This window comes from Yersinia sp. LJYL362, assembly GCF_048323875.1.
Genome location: NZ_JBLWEX010000279.1, coordinates 1 through 16,894, shown reverse-complemented (window position 1 = coordinate 16,894; position 16,894 = coordinate 1). Strand labels below are relative to the sequence as shown.

Sequence of the window (16,894 nt, the reverse complement as noted above, 5' to 3'; positions counted from 1 at the left end):
CTTAAGTCTCATTAACCGCATTGTGGCTGATTATTTTGGGATGATTCAATAAATTCCTTAATCTCGGCTAATGCCGCCATCTTTCCTTCAAGAAAAGCTAATTGTTTGACTGTCTCTTTTTCAGTGGTGACTAGTTTTTCAATAATAGTCTCTTTGGCATCACTGTCATGGTTCATCCAGACCCCTAAAGCCCCTGCCGCGACAACACTTATCATGGAGGCCAAGATCGGGGCATAACTCTTAGCAAGAAGGCATAAACTGTTATTAATAACCGGATGAACAACCCCGCCGACCACACCGAGAGAAATGACAATTGCAGCCCGAATAAAATACGACGTTAAGCGGGCAATTTTTTTTGCATTCATCGGTGAAGCTTGACAATATTTAGCAAATACAAAAACAGCTTGTTGTATTGCATCACTGCCCATCGTCAACTCTTCTTTATTTTTACTGGCACAACTCCAGTTATTGCAGGAACAGGCCAAATTAGACAGGGATAACATAAGATTTAAACCTGTTAAAATAGCAATAGGGGTTGCTGCACCACCACTACAAATACTGAGCCCCACACTGACAACAAACGATGTTAGAGAAACAATCGATTCAATGACATTGATGAAAAATTGTTTCTTAGCTAACTTAACTCTGGCGTTTTTTAATTCATCAAGCTCACTATCTTGAGTATCACCTGATTTATTGACGCCAATGTTTGCCTCTTTAATAGCATTATTGTTAATTCTCTCCATAATATCATTCAAGGAGCAAAGAAGAGGTTTTTCACCCCCTAATTCAGAATTGGTGGGTATTGATATCGGATAAGATGCGGAGACGGTATCTGGACGCGAAGTTATTTCGGGTGCGGTTATTAGGGTCATAGTTATCCACCTTAAACATGGCTCATACAAACTATATTGTCTGTTTCTGATGCTGTTTTTTCAAATATTACTTTTTTCAGATACTATTTAATAATTGATTGGATTTTTCCGCCGTTGGGGCGTATTGAGGGCTAAAGTAGCTCATTTCAATGGCAGTTTGTAATGCCTCCCTGGCATCAGCCCCTTTATCCAGTGCCAGCAAACAAACCGCCATCTGATAGACCGGCTCTGGGTCTTTAGCCTCTAAAAGTAATGCACAAGCATAAGCACTGAGTGCCAACGTAAACTCTTGCTGCATTTGCATCGCACCCGCCAGGGCCAAATGAAATTGCGGTTCTGATGGGCAATATAATGTCAGCCAGGAAAAATCCTCCATCGCAGCAACGTAGTCATTTACCAACCAGGCCTGATAGCCCCGGGCGTATCTTCTCTGCACATCTTCGGGATTCACATCCTGATTATCATTTATCATGTTCGCGCAAATGGCCTGCAACTCATCGAAGCCACTATCTTTCATGTCATCCCTCAACTCATAACATCAAATAATAACCAGTCATCACCATCAATATTTTTACTGAACGCACCTTTGGCGAGAAGGTATTTAACCAGCCGATGGCGTATTGATTGCAATGTCGGGCTAGCAATATTATCAACAATCATGACTCTGACTATCGATACCTGCGCAACACTCGTTGCCAAATCATACAAAAAATTAAATAATTTAATGAAATCACCTGGAAGACTATTTCCATTCAATGATTCTAGATGGCAAATAATAAAATCACTGTGTTCAACCCGGTAAGTGACTCGATAACCATAAAGGGGAAATTTATACCCTATTCTTAATGCGCTAGTTTCAAAATAAGCTATTTCGACAGAGCATCCATTATGACTCAAGTATTGTTCCACAGTGACATGCTTCATATATTATAACTTCACCGCCATGGTGATTTGACTCATTATATTATTTATAGAATTACCCAAGTCTTTTATATTTTGTCGGGATTCATTCATTTTATCAGATAGCTCACTCATATTCTTATTATAAGATTGTGCTCCACTGCTTTGCAGATCACTGGTCATGCGCAATAAATCTGCCTCACGAGTATTATTCCCTTCAACCAACTTTCCACTACCCGCCCCGAGTTGCCCTAACGCCGAGCCGCCATGGGTGGCAATATCACCTACTTTTAAACTGGCCACCGCCCCCACACCGCTAACCACACCCGAAAGAATAGTACAAACACCGCTGGTAATGGCCCCGGCAGCCGTTTTATCAATCGCATCACGCCTATTCTGCATCGAACTAACTTGAATATCCCAACCTAACGCTTGTTGCTTTTGATTATAGATATTAAGCACGTCACGCATTTTTTTAAATAAAATGTTCATTTGAAAAATAATATTGGACAGATCAGACATCATATCTTCAACATTATGCCCCACATCTCCACTATTCTTTTCAGTAGAAATGTTATGTTGCTCAGGTAGTGTTATTTGATGATTAACTGTCATATTCATAATAATCTCTCTATATTAATGAGCCAGAAATTCTTATCTGCAACATGCCATTCTGTCGAATAGTATCACTGAATTTTGTTAATGAATCTTGTGCATCCTGAGACGTCTCTTTGAGTTGTTTAAGTTGATTCTGCTTATTTCGCTCTACCCATTCATCCATAAATTGAGTGAAGTCTTGATCAAGAATTAATTTCTGAATCTCTTTTTGCAGCCCTGCGCTCTGAACAGATAGCTGGCCATTATTTATTTGCACGGCGGCACTACTGCATTTTTGAATAACCAATAAGGGGGAGGTCGCAATATCTTTTAAAATTGTTGTCACTGATTTTTTCATTATGGCTTTGGTACATTGTCGGCTCAATTCTTCTGTTGTCAGCGTTATCCCTTTCTTGATTGCATCCTCAGCCAATTTTTTCGTGACACCGCCTACCAGCTTTTCGATCCCCTCATGGGTAAAAGACTGGGTCATGTTACGCACCAAGGTCATTTCCGCCTCAATCGCCTGTTTAGCCGCCGTAGCTGCCATATCAGTGGCACTAACCATTTCTATTTCCATTGCTTTCATAGAGATATCACGGCTGACTTGCTGACTGACATCCTTGCCGAATTGCTCAGCCAACTGCTCAATCTCCTCTGTCGCCCCCCGCTTAATCGCATCCGTCAATGCTTCACCCCCTCCCTTTTTCAACACATCGCCGCTACCTTTGGTGATGGCTCGAGCAGCATTGATTGCACGCCCAGCTTGAAACAAGTCAATTGCCATGGCAAAGCATTCAAAACCCAGCTGAACTTTACCTGCAACATCAATGATTTCTTGGCATTTCTCCTTTGAAGCCCCGAGTAACATCGCCGTTTCAGCCGCGGCTTTAACCAAACCTGCGGTGCCCGCAGCTAAATAAGCGATACCCGAAGTCATGGCAACCGGATCGCCGGTTAATATACCCTCAGCAATTTTGAGCGCCCCATAGACCACCTCCGCGGCACCAATAATCCAATCAAATATCGCATTGAAAACCCCAGCTTTTTTAGCTTTATCTGCTTGTTCAACGGCTTTATCAATCTGTTTTTGATATTCCGAAATGCGTTTATCACGTAGAAAAGCCTGAACATCCGTCGCACGTTCCATTTGCTTGCCGATTGATTTGCATAAACCAGAGAAAAGCCCAATGTTCAGATTAGCGGCCATCGACATGATGAGTTGCATATCAGTGCTATCTAATCTATCCAGCGAAAGTCGGCCATTGCCTCCATCAATTAAACCCGCCCGTGGTATAGAGATAAGTAAACGATCAAGTGCTCCTTGTGCGCTTTGTTGCGACACATGGGGTGAGCTTATATTGGCATCCACTGCGAGAGGTAACCCAGCAATACCGCGCCAGTCCGGTAGTTTCACGGGTGATAAAGTGGGGCTTTTATTCGCGCCAGCCAGGGTCCAATCATTCAAAATGGTTGCTTTAATGCCGATGGCATCAGACATGTCTCACCTCCAGTAATAATGCCGCTAACCCACGCTCAGCCTGCTGTTTTACTTGTGTCCATTCAGCATGCGAATGGCACCAATTTAATGACATTCGGAAAGCCTTTTCTGCATAGATTCTATTACCGCAAGCGACATAACATTGCCCCGCAGAACAGGATGGCCGGGGATCATCAACCTGAATTTGTCCTGCGCGACTAAAACAATAAATCGCTTGATGAAAGTCAGCCGTTTGCTGATAACACAATCCCAAAGTCAGCCAATAAGAGAAATTCCAATGGTCCAGCCGTACCAATAGATTTAATAATCGCTTGGCATTGTCATATTCGCCGCCCTGGCATAGCTGTACGGTGTATTCATATACCAATGCTAAATCTTGCGGGTCCATTCTGGCTAACATACGGAAAGAACCGCCGCGCCGCATAAAATTAATGACCTGGTCACTGGGTTGAATATTCATCTCACACCATCCCTACCGTCACGGCTTAATTAACAAGCATTACGAGCAATTGTCATCAGTAAATCTTTTAAACCTGCCTGTAATGTACTGATGTTATTAGCGCAAACGTTATAATTCTGCATCATTTTCTGTAGCTGTAATTGATCCTGGCTCATGGTGTCTGTCGCGCGACTTTTCTCATTATCTAAAGCCCCTTTCACTGCTTGTAATTGCCCTTTATTCAATTCTGGGCCATGTTCCTTTAAATATTTATCAATACTCATTCCATCAACAGTAATGCCATTTTTCCGCATAAAATAAATTACTGCATCAGGTAGCGGCTCTTTGGTTTTATCATCTCCCGTTGCCGCTTTCGCAATAACCTCATCAACTTGATTAGACATTTCCTGAATATCACTGGCATATTTTGAACGCTGCTGCATCTCTTTAAAATAAGTGCTGGCAATATTAGAAAGCACAGCAAGATTTAAATACAGAACAGCTAATCCTATACTGAAAATATCATCATAATCATTAAGTTCATTGGAAGCGGCATTCTTTACCATGTCATTCCCATCGAGTTTCTGCGTTTCTATGGGAAAATATTTTGGCATCTTGACATACGCGTTTGTCGCCATATAGACACTCCTACACTCCAGGGTTAACGATATTTAAGGGGAGAGCTATTTACCTTCTGCGGTGTTTATATTTTTAAACTGTGTTTCTAATTGTTTAAACTGTGTTTTCATCTGCGAAATACACACCATCATCTTGGCTTTTTCTTTTTTAAAACCACTGGGGAAAGCTTCATCTAAACGCGATAGGGTTTCTCTGGCTTGACTATCATTGTCTGCTCGCTGTTGCAGCAACTTAATATGCTGCTGAAAAACCTTGAGCTTATCTAAATCAGACTTTAACTTGCTATACCGGCTCTGTAAATCACCTAACACATAGGGAATAGGATCATTAATATTCATACCATCATTCCTTATCCATTCATAATCTGTTAAAGTTATTTTGCATTATCAAACCCTATCTGTCTTTCACATTTATTCTATTATTTTTAAAAACAGCAGCGCATAAAGTTATTTTTTATAACGGACAACCAAAGTTTCTATTATTTTTTCGGCGCTACCCAATGCGAGTATCAAATCATTCAGATGTTTATAATTGTCAGGTGTTTGCTGGAGAGAAAACTGATGAATAAGTAATAGCTTTTCTTTTATCAACAATTCCTTTCTATGCTGAATAGATAGTGACTCAGACTTGATATCATCTTCCAGTTCAGTTATATGCCGCATGCACCCATTTCCTATCATTAAAAATCCATCGGTATTTGCACTAAGTTATTAGATTTTAACAGTGAGATACCCAATTCCCCGATCAAGATAACTTTATAACCATTATCCAACACCGCGCCTTGCTGTAAACGAACTCCATTAGCCAGCTGTACAAATTTTGAATAATCATTTCCGCCGTAACTGACAATTGCAGCGGGAAGAAGTTGAGTCGTTTGATCAGAGATCGGGATATTCTGATACTTCACCGGGAATGCGTCAGGTTGCCGGGCAAATGTCGCCAGTGTCTCTTCAAGATGCTGCTGTTGATCCAACGATAGCACTCCGCTAATAACAATTTCTTTATTACTTTGCGTCATACTCAGATAACCGAGCAACCCCAACTGTCTTAAACACGCCACTAAATGTGGGATTTGACCATCGTGGGAATTAATCACCACCCAGCCTTTTAACCCGTTAATTGCGGCTAATGCTTTCTGAGCGTTTAACCATTTCGCGCCCATTTCAATAGCACCATTGAGAGTGACATTCCCCGTTTCCTTACCGGCAGATACCCCAATATCTTGATAACCGTATTGGCGCAAAACCTCAATAACACTCGCAATCAGTCGATCATCACAAACGAGCTGATTACGAAATAGAATATGGTTAGAAAGCAAAAAGTTTTGCAACTGAATAACCGCTGAGGATGATGCACAGTGACCACTCAACGCAACGCTACCATCCGCTAACCAGGCTACGTTTATTCCCTCCAAAGATGGCTGTTTTAATTGCTGTGATAATTGTGTTGGAATAGACAAAGGGAGTTGAGCAAACAACCGATTCGATTGCTGTGTAAACCAAAATATAAATACCAGCAGCAGTGCCAATAGCATAAATGTGACTACAGATAGCCATAATAATAAACGCCCCCCTGAGCGACGAGCCACTTTTATTGCGTTTAAGACATCCGTTTCTTCGCCGAGAACCAAGGCTAAACCAGCGACTTCAATCACTTGCCGTAAAGGAATCGGTTGTTGTGAATCATGCCGAAAACCATTAACCCAAACAGCGTCTGGTGACTGTAGTATGACTTGACTCTCGCTGATTGCCAAGGTCAATATTTGCCCTAGCGGCAATGACAATAATACATCGCACCCCTGTTCCCCCAGAGTCAATATCCCCTCAGGCAAAGTCAGTTCGCGCCCAATGAGTTCACCACTCAATAGGCGAAGCTTGAATTGTACCGCCATGTTATTCCCCTGTATTAACCGGTACGGCTTTGATTAGAAATAACCTGACAACACTGTGAGATTGCTTATTGGTGCTGCGAAACAATCCACCGAGTAAAGGGATATCACCCAATAAAGGAATTTTGTTCTGTGATTCAATTTGTTTGTCTTGAATGAATCCCCCCAAGAGCAAACTTTGTCCAACCCGCAATGTCGCTTGAGTCGAAATATCTGAATTCTGAATTTCAGGTAAAGGCTCGCGACTACTGAGCGGTGCCTGCTGTTGGCCATCTTGAATATTGAGATTAAGCAAAACTTCTTTCACACCGTCTGAATCAATCATTCTTGGTGTGACTCGTAATAATGAACCTGAGGTTATTGATTCAAGTTTTGCCACTTTGTCGCCTTGGAGCTTGGTATAAAAAGTCACATTTTTGTCTAGTACAGCTTGAATATTATTCAAGGTAACCACTGAAGGTCGGGATAAAACTCTGGCGCGTGAGTTCTTTTGCAAGGCATTCAAACGCACCATAAAGTTTCCAGTATTACCAATCACAGTGGAGAATCCATCTGAATTAGGTGCTGCCTCCCCACTGTTAAATGAAACCCCAGTGCCACCAATCGATGTAGATGCAGACCAATCGATACCAAGCTGGCTGATATCGCCGGCATCAACATCAATAATCGTCACAGAAATTTCTATTTGGACAGGTCGCTGGTCCAACTGTGCAATTAAGCTGCTATAGAGCGGCATATTAGCTTGGCGATCACGGATAATAACGGCGTTTTGCCGAGGGTCTGCTGAGAAAAGTGGCATACTCGCCGGTTCCCCCCCCGCTTCTTTTGTTCCCGCCAAAGGTAAATGATTCCCCGCACTCATATCTCGCAGTACACTGGCAAGACCCGGTAATTTAACTTGTTGATCACGATATTGATAATCAGAGTCAGCCGCAGATGCATATTTTAACTGGAATACTTTCACTATTTCTTTATTCTGTTTTTGCTTGCTAACTTGAGAAGCAAGCATTGTAGTGAGTGAAGTCACCCGCTCAATACAGATAGGTACTCCTGTAACTTCAATAGCATCGAGGCGAGAAACAACCTTCACAGCACAGTTTTTATCTGCAGGCACACCACTTTGTTTGAGATATTTTATCAAGGCCGACGTCGATAACTCCCCTGGGGATATGAACTCTCTTTTGATTGATTGGGCTTTGTAGAAATAGAGAATATCGCCATCGTAATACCAAATAATATTATATAACCTTGCAAATTCTGCCAATATTTGCTCTGGTGTTTTATCGTGGATTTTGCCACTGAACTTTTCAGTTATCTCCGAGCTAACCATGATGGGAATACCATAATTCGCGCCAAAATCCTTTAATAAACTGGAAACCATTATACCCCGACTATAAATAAAAAAAGGGTCACCTTGCCAGGGGATTGTTTTTCCGTAGGCTTCTGATATGAAAAACAACAATAGTAGACTGGCAATTTTTCTCATGGAAGAACCCTATTGGCATCTATTATTTGTGCGTCTAATATTCGTGATTTAGGGGCGTTCATTGTGGTTGAAAATGAGGTTAGTATTTTAATAAAATCATTAAGTTGCTCTAGTTTTATTGATAACCCCTGACTCTTATCATCAATAGTGCATCGGCACCAAAGCCACCAATAGCGCCCCTTAAGCTGTAATGAAAAATCCTGCGTGTCCTCAAGAGCCACCAGCATAAGAGAAATATAATGAATCGCTGTATCAGATATCATTTTTTTTTCAATAAAAACAATGCCAATACAAATAGAATGGTCGTAATCCATCGCCTTGGCTGGAATCCCATTGAGCGTAAAGTACATAATATTTGCATCTGAAAAATCAATATTTCTGATGAGAGGCTGTGTTTTCAATATTTCTAACATTGGCTGTTACTCCGGCAATACCACGCTTCAATTATCCTCCTTTCTTAAATCTCTGTTATAGGTCAAAAACCTGATTTACCTATTTTTGGAATTAAATGAATCTATAACGAGTAGTAATGAAATCAGTGTAATTCTTGATATCAAATTTTGGCTGTGGCGTACTAAAAAAAACAGTCAGGTGACTTTATGGAAAAATCATCATCACTCGTCACTCGATTGACACTATTACTGGGTATAACCTTAACGGCTATTTGGTTAATTTCAATTGTCATGACAGCATTCTTCTCATATGAGGACACGCGTCAACATTTGGTGAATGAATTAACACACATGGCATCATTACGGGCAGATTTAAGTAATTACCAATTTAAAGGCGCTGAAAGGGATGCTCTTTCATTGATCAATCGTCAGGATCATAATCAAATGAGCAGGGGGATCCCCATACCAATCAAGAATGAGAGTGTAAAAAACAATGTTCTTATTAACTCGATAACCTGTTCCCCCACTCAATCTAAACATGGTTATCAGATAAAACAAGCTTACGGCACGTCAGGTCAGACCTATTACCTTGATAGTTTTACAATTAAAAATAATGATGGAATGACTGTATTTAAACCGCAAAAGGTATCCAGCGATTATTTGAAACAACGGCGCAAAGAGTTACTTTTGCTTCCCATATTCCCGACTCACAATAATATTTTTTGGGGAATGCCCACTTATACTCAAGATAGTGGCTGGCATGTTTCTGTTGCTGCGTGTGATCAAATGGGGTCATTAGCGGGATTTTCGTTAAAACTGAATGAGTTAGTGACTAACAATCGATCATTTGAACAAAGGGATATCAATTTATTACTGGATAACGAAGGTAAATTATTACCTCTTTCTCAACAGAATATACCGTCAAATCAGTTATATGAAATCGTCCGTCAACTGAAAAATATTCACTTACACGATGGTTGGCAACAAACACCCGATTATTTGGTACTAAGAACTCAGCTAGAAGGCCCCGGCTGGCAGCAATTAGTGATTTATCCACGGATAGGGTTCGCTTGGGAGGCCGCAAAACCCGCATTACATCAACTCCCCTTTGCTCTGGTTATTTTGTTGCTTCTTACCTTAGCACTGTCTCTATTACTGCGATATTACCTGGCCATTCCATTATGGAATTTCGTCAATATTATCGGATCCACTGGGCCACAAGCTATGGAGCCACGATTACCCGTTAAACGTATGGATGAATTAGGTCATATTGCTCGAGCCTACAATGGTTTATTGGATAATTTGAATGAGCAATACGACACATTAGAAATGAAAGTTAAAGAACGCACACTGGCGTTGGCGAAATCAAAACAGGCCGCAGAACAAGCCAATCATCGCAAAAGTATACATCTGACCACCATAAGTCATGAGATCCGAACCCCTTTAAATGGGGCTTTAGGTGCCGTCGAGTTATTACAAAATACCCCCCTGGCACCGGAACAATATCGATTAGCAGAGACCGCGCGCCAATGTTCACATTCGTTGCTGGCAATAATCAATAACCTTCTGGACTTCTCGCGTATTGAATCCGGTCAATTAATTTTGTCGCAGGAGAAAACAGCGCTATTACCTCTACTGGATCAGGCCATGTTAACCATACACAGTCAGGTCTCAAATAAACCGATCGCTCTCTCTACTTATGTCAGTTCAGACGTACCACTGGAAATTGAGCTGGATAGCCAGCGTATAAAACAAATTCTGGTTAATTTATTGGGTAACGCCGTTAAATTTACGCGGCAAGGTCACATTAGTCTTACTGTTGAACGCAAAGGTCAGCAACTCTGCTTTACCGTTGCGGATAGCGGCTGCGGGATTGATTTAGAGCATCAACAGAAGATATTCCGCCCCTTTATTCAAACTTATGATCATGGGAAAGGGACTGGCCTGGGGCTGACTATTGCAGATAATCTGGCAAAAATGATGGGAGGAAACATTACACTTTACAGTAAACCCAACTGTGGCAGCCGTTTCTCATTAACGCTGCCGTTTACAGGGGCCAATCCAGTAATGCCTTTTAAGGACGAATGCTATGCATCCCCCTCATCGTTACAGGTACAATTATCTGCTTGGGGAATCACCAGCCAACCAATGAATCATAAATCGGTGAGCCTGCCACAGGAGTTGTTCGCTGATAAAGAATTGTGTTACCTCCCGGGTCGTTTATATACCAAGGTAAAACACTATCTAGATAATAAGGGGGACGCGCCCTCTTGCCAGCAAGAAATACAACATCATCTTCCACTGCAACCCTGGCATATGAGTATATTACTCGTCGACGATGCAGAAACTAATCGTGATATTACCGGCATGATGCTGCGACAACTGGGGCATCAGGTTACGCTGGCTGAAAGTGGCGAAGCTGCGCTGCATATCGGGCAACGGCAATATTTTGATCTGGTGCTGATGGATATTCGTATGCCAGACATGGATGGCCTGACAGCAACCCAGCATTGGCGTAATGATACGATCAATTTAGATAACCGCTGCATGATAACGGCACTGAGTGCGAATACTAACCCAGATGAAAAAATAAGGGCCTATCAGGCAGGGATAAACCATTATATTTCTAAGCCCGTGACATTCAATCAACTCGCAGAAGTCTTGGATCTGACGGCACAATTTCAACTCGAACGTGGGATTAATCTCACTCCGCAAATAACCACCGGCAAACCATTATTGAACCTGGCAGACAGCACACTGCGTCTTAACGTATGGAAATCACTGCAAGAATTACTGCAACTGACAAGAGATTCTCTGACTCATATTCCCGCCTTATCGGACCATCTTCACACTCTAAAAGGGTGTGCCGGGCAAGCAGGATTAATCGAATTACAAGAAGCGGTTATTCAGTTGGAAATAGCCATTGAAGCAAAGGAAAGGATTACACAACAAGATATCACTCGCCTTGACGAGATAATCCATTGGTTATTTCGGCCACGAAGCACCTATGAAGCCCCTATGAAGCCCCTATGAAGCCATTTAAATCATCAGGTAAAGGAATCTCTTTATGAATACAAAATTATTAATTGTGGACGATCATGAGCTGATTATTAATGGCATTAAAAATATGCTTGCAGCTTTTCCACGCTATCAGATAGTCGGTGAAGCGGAGAATGGGTTGGATGTGTATAACTTATGTCGCCAAACCGAGCCAGACATTGTCATAATCGATTTAGGCTTACCCGGTATGGATGGCCTTGATGTCATTATTCAACTTCTTCGCCGCTGGCCAAGCATGAAGATTTTAGCATTGACTGCTCGTCATGAAGAGCACTACGCCAGTCGAACACTCAATAATGGTGCGCTCGGGTATGTTCTGAAGAAAAGCCCACAACAAATTTTGATGGCGGCTATTCAAACTGTGGCGGCGGGTAAGCGCTATATTGATCCTGCGCTCAATAGCACTTTATTGAGTAAATTGACCCAAGGTTGCGAGACAAATCAAACCATTTTAACGCCACGTGAGCGGCAAATATTAAAGCTGATCACCGAAGGTTCGTGTAATCGTATTATCGCGACTCAGCTTTCTATCAGCCAGAAGACCGTTGAAACCCATCGCCTTAATATGATGAAAAAACTGGATGTGCACAAAGTCGCAGAACTGATTCACTGGTCATACCGTTTAGGCTTAAATGAATAATGCGAGTAAATTATCAACATGTTATGTCGTATCATTAAAGAACAATAAAGCCCCCTGTTGGTCTCTCTCCAACAGGGGGCTTTAACGGGTAATAGAAAACCTGATAGTTTGTTTTGAACTGATATTAGTTTTGAACTGATATTAGTTTTGAACCGGTGTTTGTTTTGGCGCAAACAATGTTTTCTCATAAGCCTTGGCTTTCTTATGATCAAACTGATGTTCCCACTTGGCAATAACCAACACAGCTAATGCATTCCCCACCACATTCAGTGCAGTACGCGCCATATCCAAAATACGGTCAACGCCCGCTATAAAGGCCAACCCTTCCAACGGAATACCGACGCTGCCTAATGTCGCCAGTAATACAACAAAAGAGACCCCCGGAACACCGGCGATACCTTTCGAAGTCACCATCAACGTCAGCACCAGAATAATCTCTTGCCCGATTGACAGCTCAATGCCATAAAGTTGGGCAATAAATATAGCCGCAATACTTTGGTATAACGTCGAGCCATCCAGATTGAATGAATATCCGGTTGGTACAACAAAGCTGGTAATCGCTTTTGGCGCGCCATAAGCTTCCATTTTTTCGATAATTCGCGGCAATACGGTTTCAGAACTGGCCGTAGAATAGGCCAGAATCAGCTCATCCTTCAGAATTCGAATCAATGTCCAAATACGCAACTTACATAATCTCGCCACGGTACCCAGCACCACTAAAGCAAAGAAGAGAATAGCGGCATAAACCAGGACAACTAATTTGGCGAGCGGAATAAGCGATGCAAAACCAAAGTTGGCGACTGTCACCGAGATCAAACCAAACACCCCGATCGGCGCATAACGCATAATCATGTGTGTGACTTTGAACATGCTTTCAGATACAGCTTTAAACACATTCAACAGTGGTTCTTTGGTTTCTTTTGGCAATGAAGAGAGCCCTAAACCAAACAACACTGAGAAGAAAATAATGGGCAACATATCGCCTTTCGCCATAGAGGCAAAGACGTTGGCAGGGATAAGCGACAAGATAGTGCTGACCAGACTGTGGCTACCACTTTGTACTTGTTCGGTGGTTTTTTCGTACTGAGAGATATCAACCACGGTCAACGCTGACATATCAATGCCATGTCCTGGTTGGAACACATTCGCCAAGGTGATCCCGACAATAATGGCAACGGTCGTGATAACCTCGAAATAGATGATGGTTTTCAGGCCAATTCGCCCAAGCTTCTTCGCATCACCAACACCGGCAATACCGACGATCAAGGTTGAAATAACGATCGGCACTACAATCATTTTAATTAAGCGGATAAATATATCACCCGCAGGGCTTAAAATATTATTAACTAACCATTCTCTTGATTCAATTTGGTTATGCAAAACTGCACCAACCAAAATACCTAACACCAGTGCAATGAGTATTTGCCAGGCCAGACTTATTTTTACACTTTTCATACCCTAAAAATTCCTCAAAGCATTCTATAAAATGCAAGTTACCAAGCATCTCAAATAGAATACTTAATCATTAAATACGGGGCTATAGTTGATAAACCTTATGGTCCAGCCTCCCGTCAGCCGTCCACGTTATAAATCAGTATCATTTCTAGGCACTCCTCTGCAAGCCTTGTTTACACTAAGCCTACATCGCACTCGTGCTGGAAATCAGCCAGAGTAATCGCTAATTATCAGTAAACATTTGTTATTAAAAAAGTAAAATACATCAATGACAAATAACCATCCAACTGGCCAGTAGGAAAAATGAGCGAAATTAAATTATTGCATAATTCACAATTATGTTTTGTTTTATGGTTTATTTTGTTTGTATTTTGTTAATGAGCACTTGCAGTAACTTTCCGCTTATTTTGGATATTCCGCAACCAAAGACAGTTTTTTTGAGAAAATTCTCAAGGAAAAATTAAAAAAATAAAAACATTAAAATGCATATTTATGCCGTTCATTTTTTATTTTACAATGCATATTTCATTATAGAATATATACATATTTTTCATTACAGGAAGATATTAAAATAATGATTCCTCTTCCGTGGTAAATGAATATTCCTTTTTTTGGTTAACCATTAATACCGCAGGGTGTTAATCACGTAGAGTGAATACTCTCCTCTTTGTCGGTCTATAAATATCCTCTTTTCGCACGAAAAATGAGCTAATGCCCACATTTCCTTTCCTTTATAGCATGGTCAGATGGCAGCTCTTCTATCATTAAGATATCGATTCACCACTCAGCACATTAAGTAAGTCTCTAAATCAACATCTTTTATGCGTGATCTGTCGCCCAAAAAAGAAACAAAACATCTCCTCACACTATAATTAACTTTTGATTGACATATCATTAACAATCTCAAGGAGAATGATGATGAGCCAAATACATAAGCACCCTATTCCAACTGCAATTGCAGAGCATGCCCTGATAAACCCAGAACAATATCATCAATACTATCAACAATCGGTTCAGAACCCTGATGAATTCTGGGGTGAACATGGCAAGATTATTGATTGGATTAAACCGTATAAAACGGTGAAGAATACTTCTTTCGACCCCGGTCATGTCAGTATCCGCTGGTTTGAAGATGGTACGTTGAACCTTGCAGCAAACTGCCTGGACCGCCATCTGGCTGAGCGCGGTGATCAAACTGCGATAATCTGGGAAGGCGATGATCCTAATCAGTCCAAAACCGTGACATACAAACAACTTCATCATGATGTGTGCCAGTTCGCTAATGTGCTGAAAAAGCTGGGCATCAAGAAAGGTGATGTTGTTGCTATCTATATGCCAATGGTGCCAGAAGCGGCCGTTGCAATGTTAGCTTGTGCCCGCATTGGTGCGGTTCACTCAGTGATTTTTGGCGGATTCTCACCGGATGCAGTCGCTGGCCGAATTATCGACTCTAACTCAAAACTGGTGATTACTGCCGATGAAGGCATCCGTGCTGGTCGCGCAATTCCACTGAAAAAAAATGTCGATGAAGCGCTAAAAAACCCGGCGATTACCAGCATCAAAAATGTTGTTGTATTCCAACGAACCGGCAATGCCAGTTATTGGAAAGATGGACGAGACCTGTGGTGGCATGACCTGATTAAAGATGCCTCGGCCGACTGCCCACCGGAAGAAATGAATGCGGAAGATCCACTGTTTATCCTTTATACATCCGGTTCTACCGGTAAACCGAAAGGGGTATTACATACCACCGGTGGTTATTTGGTTTATGCGGCGCTGACTTTTAAATATGTCTTTGACTACCACCCTGGCGATATCTACTGGTGTACTGCTGATGTGGGTTGGGTAACTGGCCACAGCTATTTACTGTATGGCCCACTGGCTTGCGGTGCCATTACCTTAATGTTTGAAGGTGTGCCGAACTATCCGGGCGTCAATCGTTTGGGCCAGGTCATTGATAAACATCAGGTCAATATTCTGTATACCGCCCCCACAGCCATCCGCGCCTTAATGGCCGAAGGTGACAAAGCCATCGAAGGCACGAAACGAACTTCGCTGCGTATCATGGGATCAGTTGGGGAGCCGATTAACCCAGAGGCATGGGAATGGTATTACAACAAAATCGGTAACAGCAAATGCCCGATAGTTGATACCTGGTGGCAGACTGAAACCGGTGGTTTCATGATAACGCCCCTCCCAGGGGCTACCGAATTAAAAGCAGGTTCTGCAACTCGCCCATTCTTTGGTGTTCAACCGGCACTGGTAGACAACCTGGGTAACCCGCAAGAAGGTGCCGCCGAAGGTAATTTGGTCATCACCGACTCGTGGCCCGGGCAAGCCCGCACCCTATTTGGCGATCATGACCGCTTCGAACAGACTTACTTCTCTACTTTTAAAGGCATGTATTTCAGTGGTGATGGCGCTCGCCGTGACGAAGATGGCTACTACTGGATAACAGGCCGGGTTGATGATGTGCTGAACGTATCAGGCCATCGTTTGGGTACTGCTGAAATTGAATCAGCGCTAGTTTCACACCCAAAAATTGCCGAAGCCGCTGTTGTTGGAGTTCCGCATAACATCAAAGGACAGGCTATCTATGCCTACATCACCCTGAATCACGGTGAAGAGCCCACGCCTGAGCTGTATACCGAGGTGCGCAATTGGGTACGTAAAGAGATTGGCCCAATCGCCACCCCCGATATCTTGCACTGGACCGATTCATTACCCAAAACACGTTCGGGCAAAATCATGCGCCGGATCCTACGCAAAATTGCCGCAGGTGATACCAGCAACTTAGGGGATACCTCAACACTCGCCGATCCGGGTGTCGTCGACAAATTACTGGAAGAAAAACAATCAATGCAAGCGCCATCGTAAATTATGCCGCCTCCGGGCGGCACCTTATTTAATGCCTCAAAGGAGAGACTCTGATGAATGACAACATTTATCAAGAGATTGAAAATAACCCGCGTTTCAAAGAGTTGGTGCAAAAGCGCAGTCACTTTGCCTGGCTACTGTCGCT

General features: G+C 42.3%; 16 protein-coding genes. 3 read left to right on the top strand and 13 right to left on the bottom strand.

Features of this window, described 5'->3' with window-relative positions; genetic code table 11:
• Positions 1-11: 11 nt before the first annotated feature.
• From ACNSO8_RS18165 to ACNSO8_RS18110, 12 genes are all read right to left on the bottom strand, one after another.
• The gene (locus tag ACNSO8_RS18165; RefSeq protein WP_418395446.1) at positions 12-875 is read right to left on the bottom strand and encodes a hypothetical protein; all 864 of its coding nucleotides are present in this window, start codon (positions 873-875) and stop codon (positions 12-14) included.
• Between the two features lie 76 nt (positions 876-951).
• The gene (locus ACNSO8_RS18160) at positions 952-1,392 is read right to left on the bottom strand and encodes a CesD/SycD/LcrH family type III secretion system chaperone (protein ID WP_418395445.1); all 441 of its coding nucleotides are present in this window, start codon (positions 1,390-1,392) and stop codon (positions 952-954) included.
• Positions 1,393-1,400: 8 nt separating this feature from the next.
• On the bottom strand, positions 1,401-1,784 hold the full coding sequence (locus tag ACNSO8_RS18155) for a pathogenicity island 2 effector protein SseE (protein WP_418395444.1): 384 nt from the start codon (positions 1,782-1,784) through the stop codon (positions 1,401-1,403).
• 18 nt (positions 1,785-1,802) lie between these two features.
• Positions 1,803-2,396, bottom strand: coding sequence for a chemotaxis protein (locus tag ACNSO8_RS18150; RefSeq protein WP_418395443.1), 594 nt, complete (start codon positions 2,394-2,396; stop codon positions 1,803-1,805).
• Between the two features lie 10 nt (positions 2,397-2,406).
• A complete protein-coding gene (gene sctE, locus ACNSO8_RS18145) occupies positions 2,407-3,873 on the bottom strand; it encodes a type III secretion system translocon subunit SctE (RefSeq protein WP_418395442.1) in 1,467 nt (488 codons plus the stop codon).
• Positions 3,866-4,333 carry a SycD/LcrH family type III secretion system chaperone gene (locus ACNSO8_RS18140; RefSeq protein WP_418395441.1) on the bottom strand — a complete coding sequence of 156 codons (468 nt, stop codon included), beginning with the start codon at positions 4,331-4,333 and terminating at the stop codon, positions 3,866-3,868. The genes sctE and ACNSO8_RS18140 overlap by 8 nt, the downstream gene beginning before the upstream one ends.
• A 29-nt stretch (positions 4,334-4,362) precedes the next feature.
• The gene (locus tag ACNSO8_RS18135; RefSeq protein ID WP_418395463.1) at positions 4,363-4,878 is read right to left on the bottom strand and encodes a chemotaxis protein; all 516 of its coding nucleotides are present in this window, start codon (positions 4,876-4,878) and stop codon (positions 4,363-4,365) included.
• A 117-nt stretch (positions 4,879-4,995) separates the two neighbouring features.
• Positions 4,996-5,289, bottom strand: coding sequence for a chromosome partitioning protein ParA (locus ACNSO8_RS18130; protein ID WP_418395440.1), 294 nt, complete (start codon positions 5,287-5,289; stop codon positions 4,996-4,998).
• Positions 5,290-5,397: 108 nt separating this feature from the next.
• The gene (locus ACNSO8_RS18125; RefSeq protein WP_418395439.1) at positions 5,398-5,613 is read right to left on the bottom strand and encodes an EscE/YscE/SsaE family type III secretion system needle protein co-chaperone; all 216 of its coding nucleotides are present in this window, start codon (positions 5,611-5,613) and stop codon (positions 5,398-5,400) included.
• 17 nt (positions 5,614-5,630) lie between these two features.
• Positions 5,631-6,842 (bottom strand): type III secretion system inner membrane ring subunit SctD, encoded by a 1,212-nt coding sequence (gene sctD, locus ACNSO8_RS18120; RefSeq protein ID WP_418395438.1) that lies wholly within the window; start codon positions 6,840-6,842, stop codon positions 5,631-5,633.
• 1 nt (position 6,843) lies between these two features.
• On the bottom strand, positions 6,844-8,325 hold the full coding sequence (locus tag ACNSO8_RS18115) for an EscC/YscC/HrcC family type III secretion system outer membrane ring protein (RefSeq protein ID WP_418395437.1): 1,482 nt from the start codon (positions 8,323-8,325) through the stop codon (positions 6,844-6,846).
• Positions 8,322-8,738, bottom strand: coding sequence for a hypothetical protein (locus tag ACNSO8_RS18110; RefSeq protein ID WP_418395436.1), 417 nt, complete (start codon positions 8,736-8,738; stop codon positions 8,322-8,324). Before ACNSO8_RS18110 ends, ACNSO8_RS18115 begins: the two co-directional genes overlap by 4 nt.
• Before the next feature lie 186 nt (positions 8,739-8,924).
• Between ACNSO8_RS18110 and ACNSO8_RS18105 the strand changes: the two genes are divergently transcribed.
• Positions 8,925-11,750 carry a two component system sensor kinase gene (locus tag ACNSO8_RS18105; RefSeq protein WP_418395435.1) on the top strand — a complete coding sequence of 942 codons (2,826 nt, stop codon included), beginning with the start codon at positions 8,925-8,927 and terminating at the stop codon, positions 11,748-11,750.
• A 34-nt stretch (positions 11,751-11,784) separates the two neighbouring features.
• Positions 11,785-12,417 (top strand): two component system response regulator, encoded by a 633-nt coding sequence (locus ACNSO8_RS18100; protein WP_418395434.1) that lies wholly within the window; start codon positions 11,785-11,787, stop codon positions 12,415-12,417.
• A 141-nt stretch (positions 12,418-12,558) separates the two neighbouring features.
• On the opposite strand, the gene gltP is transcribed toward ACNSO8_RS18100, so the two are convergent.
• A complete protein-coding gene (gene gltP, locus ACNSO8_RS18095) occupies positions 12,559-13,872 on the bottom strand; it encodes a glutamate/aspartate:proton symporter GltP (RefSeq protein ID WP_418395433.1) in 1,314 nt (437 codons plus the stop codon).
• 918 nt (positions 13,873-14,790) lie between these two features.
• Here gltP and acs point away from each other — a divergent pair.
• On the top strand, positions 14,791-16,749 hold the full coding sequence (acs, locus tag ACNSO8_RS18090; protein ID WP_077175621.1) for an acetate--CoA ligase: 1,959 nt from the start codon (positions 14,791-14,793) through the stop codon (positions 16,747-16,749).
• Positions 16,750-16,894 lie beyond the last annotated feature (145 nt).

Bases quoted from the DNA above. Each gene is read 5' to 3' on its own strand.
- acs (WP_077175621.1), top strand. From the start codon at position 14,791: ATGAGCCAAATACATAAGCACCCTATTCCAACTGCAATTGCAGAGCAT.
- ACNSO8_RS18150 (WP_418395443.1), bottom strand. From the start codon at position 2,396: ATGAATATGACAGTTAATCATCAAATAACACTACCTGAGCAACATAAC.
- ACNSO8_RS18100 (WP_418395434.1), top strand. From the start codon at position 11,785: ATGAATACAAAATTATTAATTGTGGACGATCATGAGCTGATTATTAAT.
- ACNSO8_RS18125 (WP_418395439.1), bottom strand. From the start codon at position 5,613: ATGCGGCATATAACTGAACTGGAAGATGATATCAAGTCTGAGTCACTA.
- ACNSO8_RS18165 (WP_418395446.1), bottom strand. From the start codon at position 875: ATGACCCTAATAACCGCACCCGAAATAACTTCGCGTCCAGATACCGTC.
- ACNSO8_RS18115 (WP_418395437.1), bottom strand. From the start codon at position 8,325: ATGAGAAAAATTGCCAGTCTACTATTGTTGTTTTTCATATCAGAAGCC.
- sctD (WP_418395438.1), bottom strand. From the start codon at position 6,842: ATGGCGGTACAATTCAAGCTTCGCCTATTGAGTGGTGAACTCATTGGG.
- ACNSO8_RS18135 (WP_418395463.1), bottom strand. From the start codon at position 4,878: ATGGTAAAGAATGCCGCTTCCAATGAACTTAATGATTATGATGATATT.
- ACNSO8_RS18140 (WP_418395441.1), bottom strand. From the start codon at position 4,333: ATGAATATTCAACCCAGTGACCAGGTCATTAATTTTATGCGGCGCGGC.
- ACNSO8_RS18110 (WP_418395436.1), bottom strand. From the start codon at position 8,738: ATGTTAGAAATATTGAAAACACAGCCTCTCATCAGAAATATTGATTTT.
- ACNSO8_RS18105 (WP_418395435.1), top strand. From the start codon at position 8,925: ATGGAAAAATCATCATCACTCGTCACTCGATTGACACTATTACTGGGT.
- ACNSO8_RS18160 (WP_418395445.1), bottom strand. From the start codon at position 1,392: ATGAAAGATAGTGGCTTCGATGAGTTGCAGGCCATTTGCGCGAACATG.
- sctE (WP_418395442.1), bottom strand. From the start codon at position 3,873: ATGTCTGATGCCATCGGCATTAAAGCAACCATTTTGAATGATTGGACC.
- gltP (WP_418395433.1), bottom strand. From the start codon at position 13,872: ATGAAAAGTGTAAAAATAAGTCTGGCCTGGCAAATACTCATTGCACTG.
- ACNSO8_RS18130 (WP_418395440.1), bottom strand. From the start codon at position 5,289: ATGAATATTAATGATCCTATTCCCTATGTGTTAGGTGATTTACAGAGC.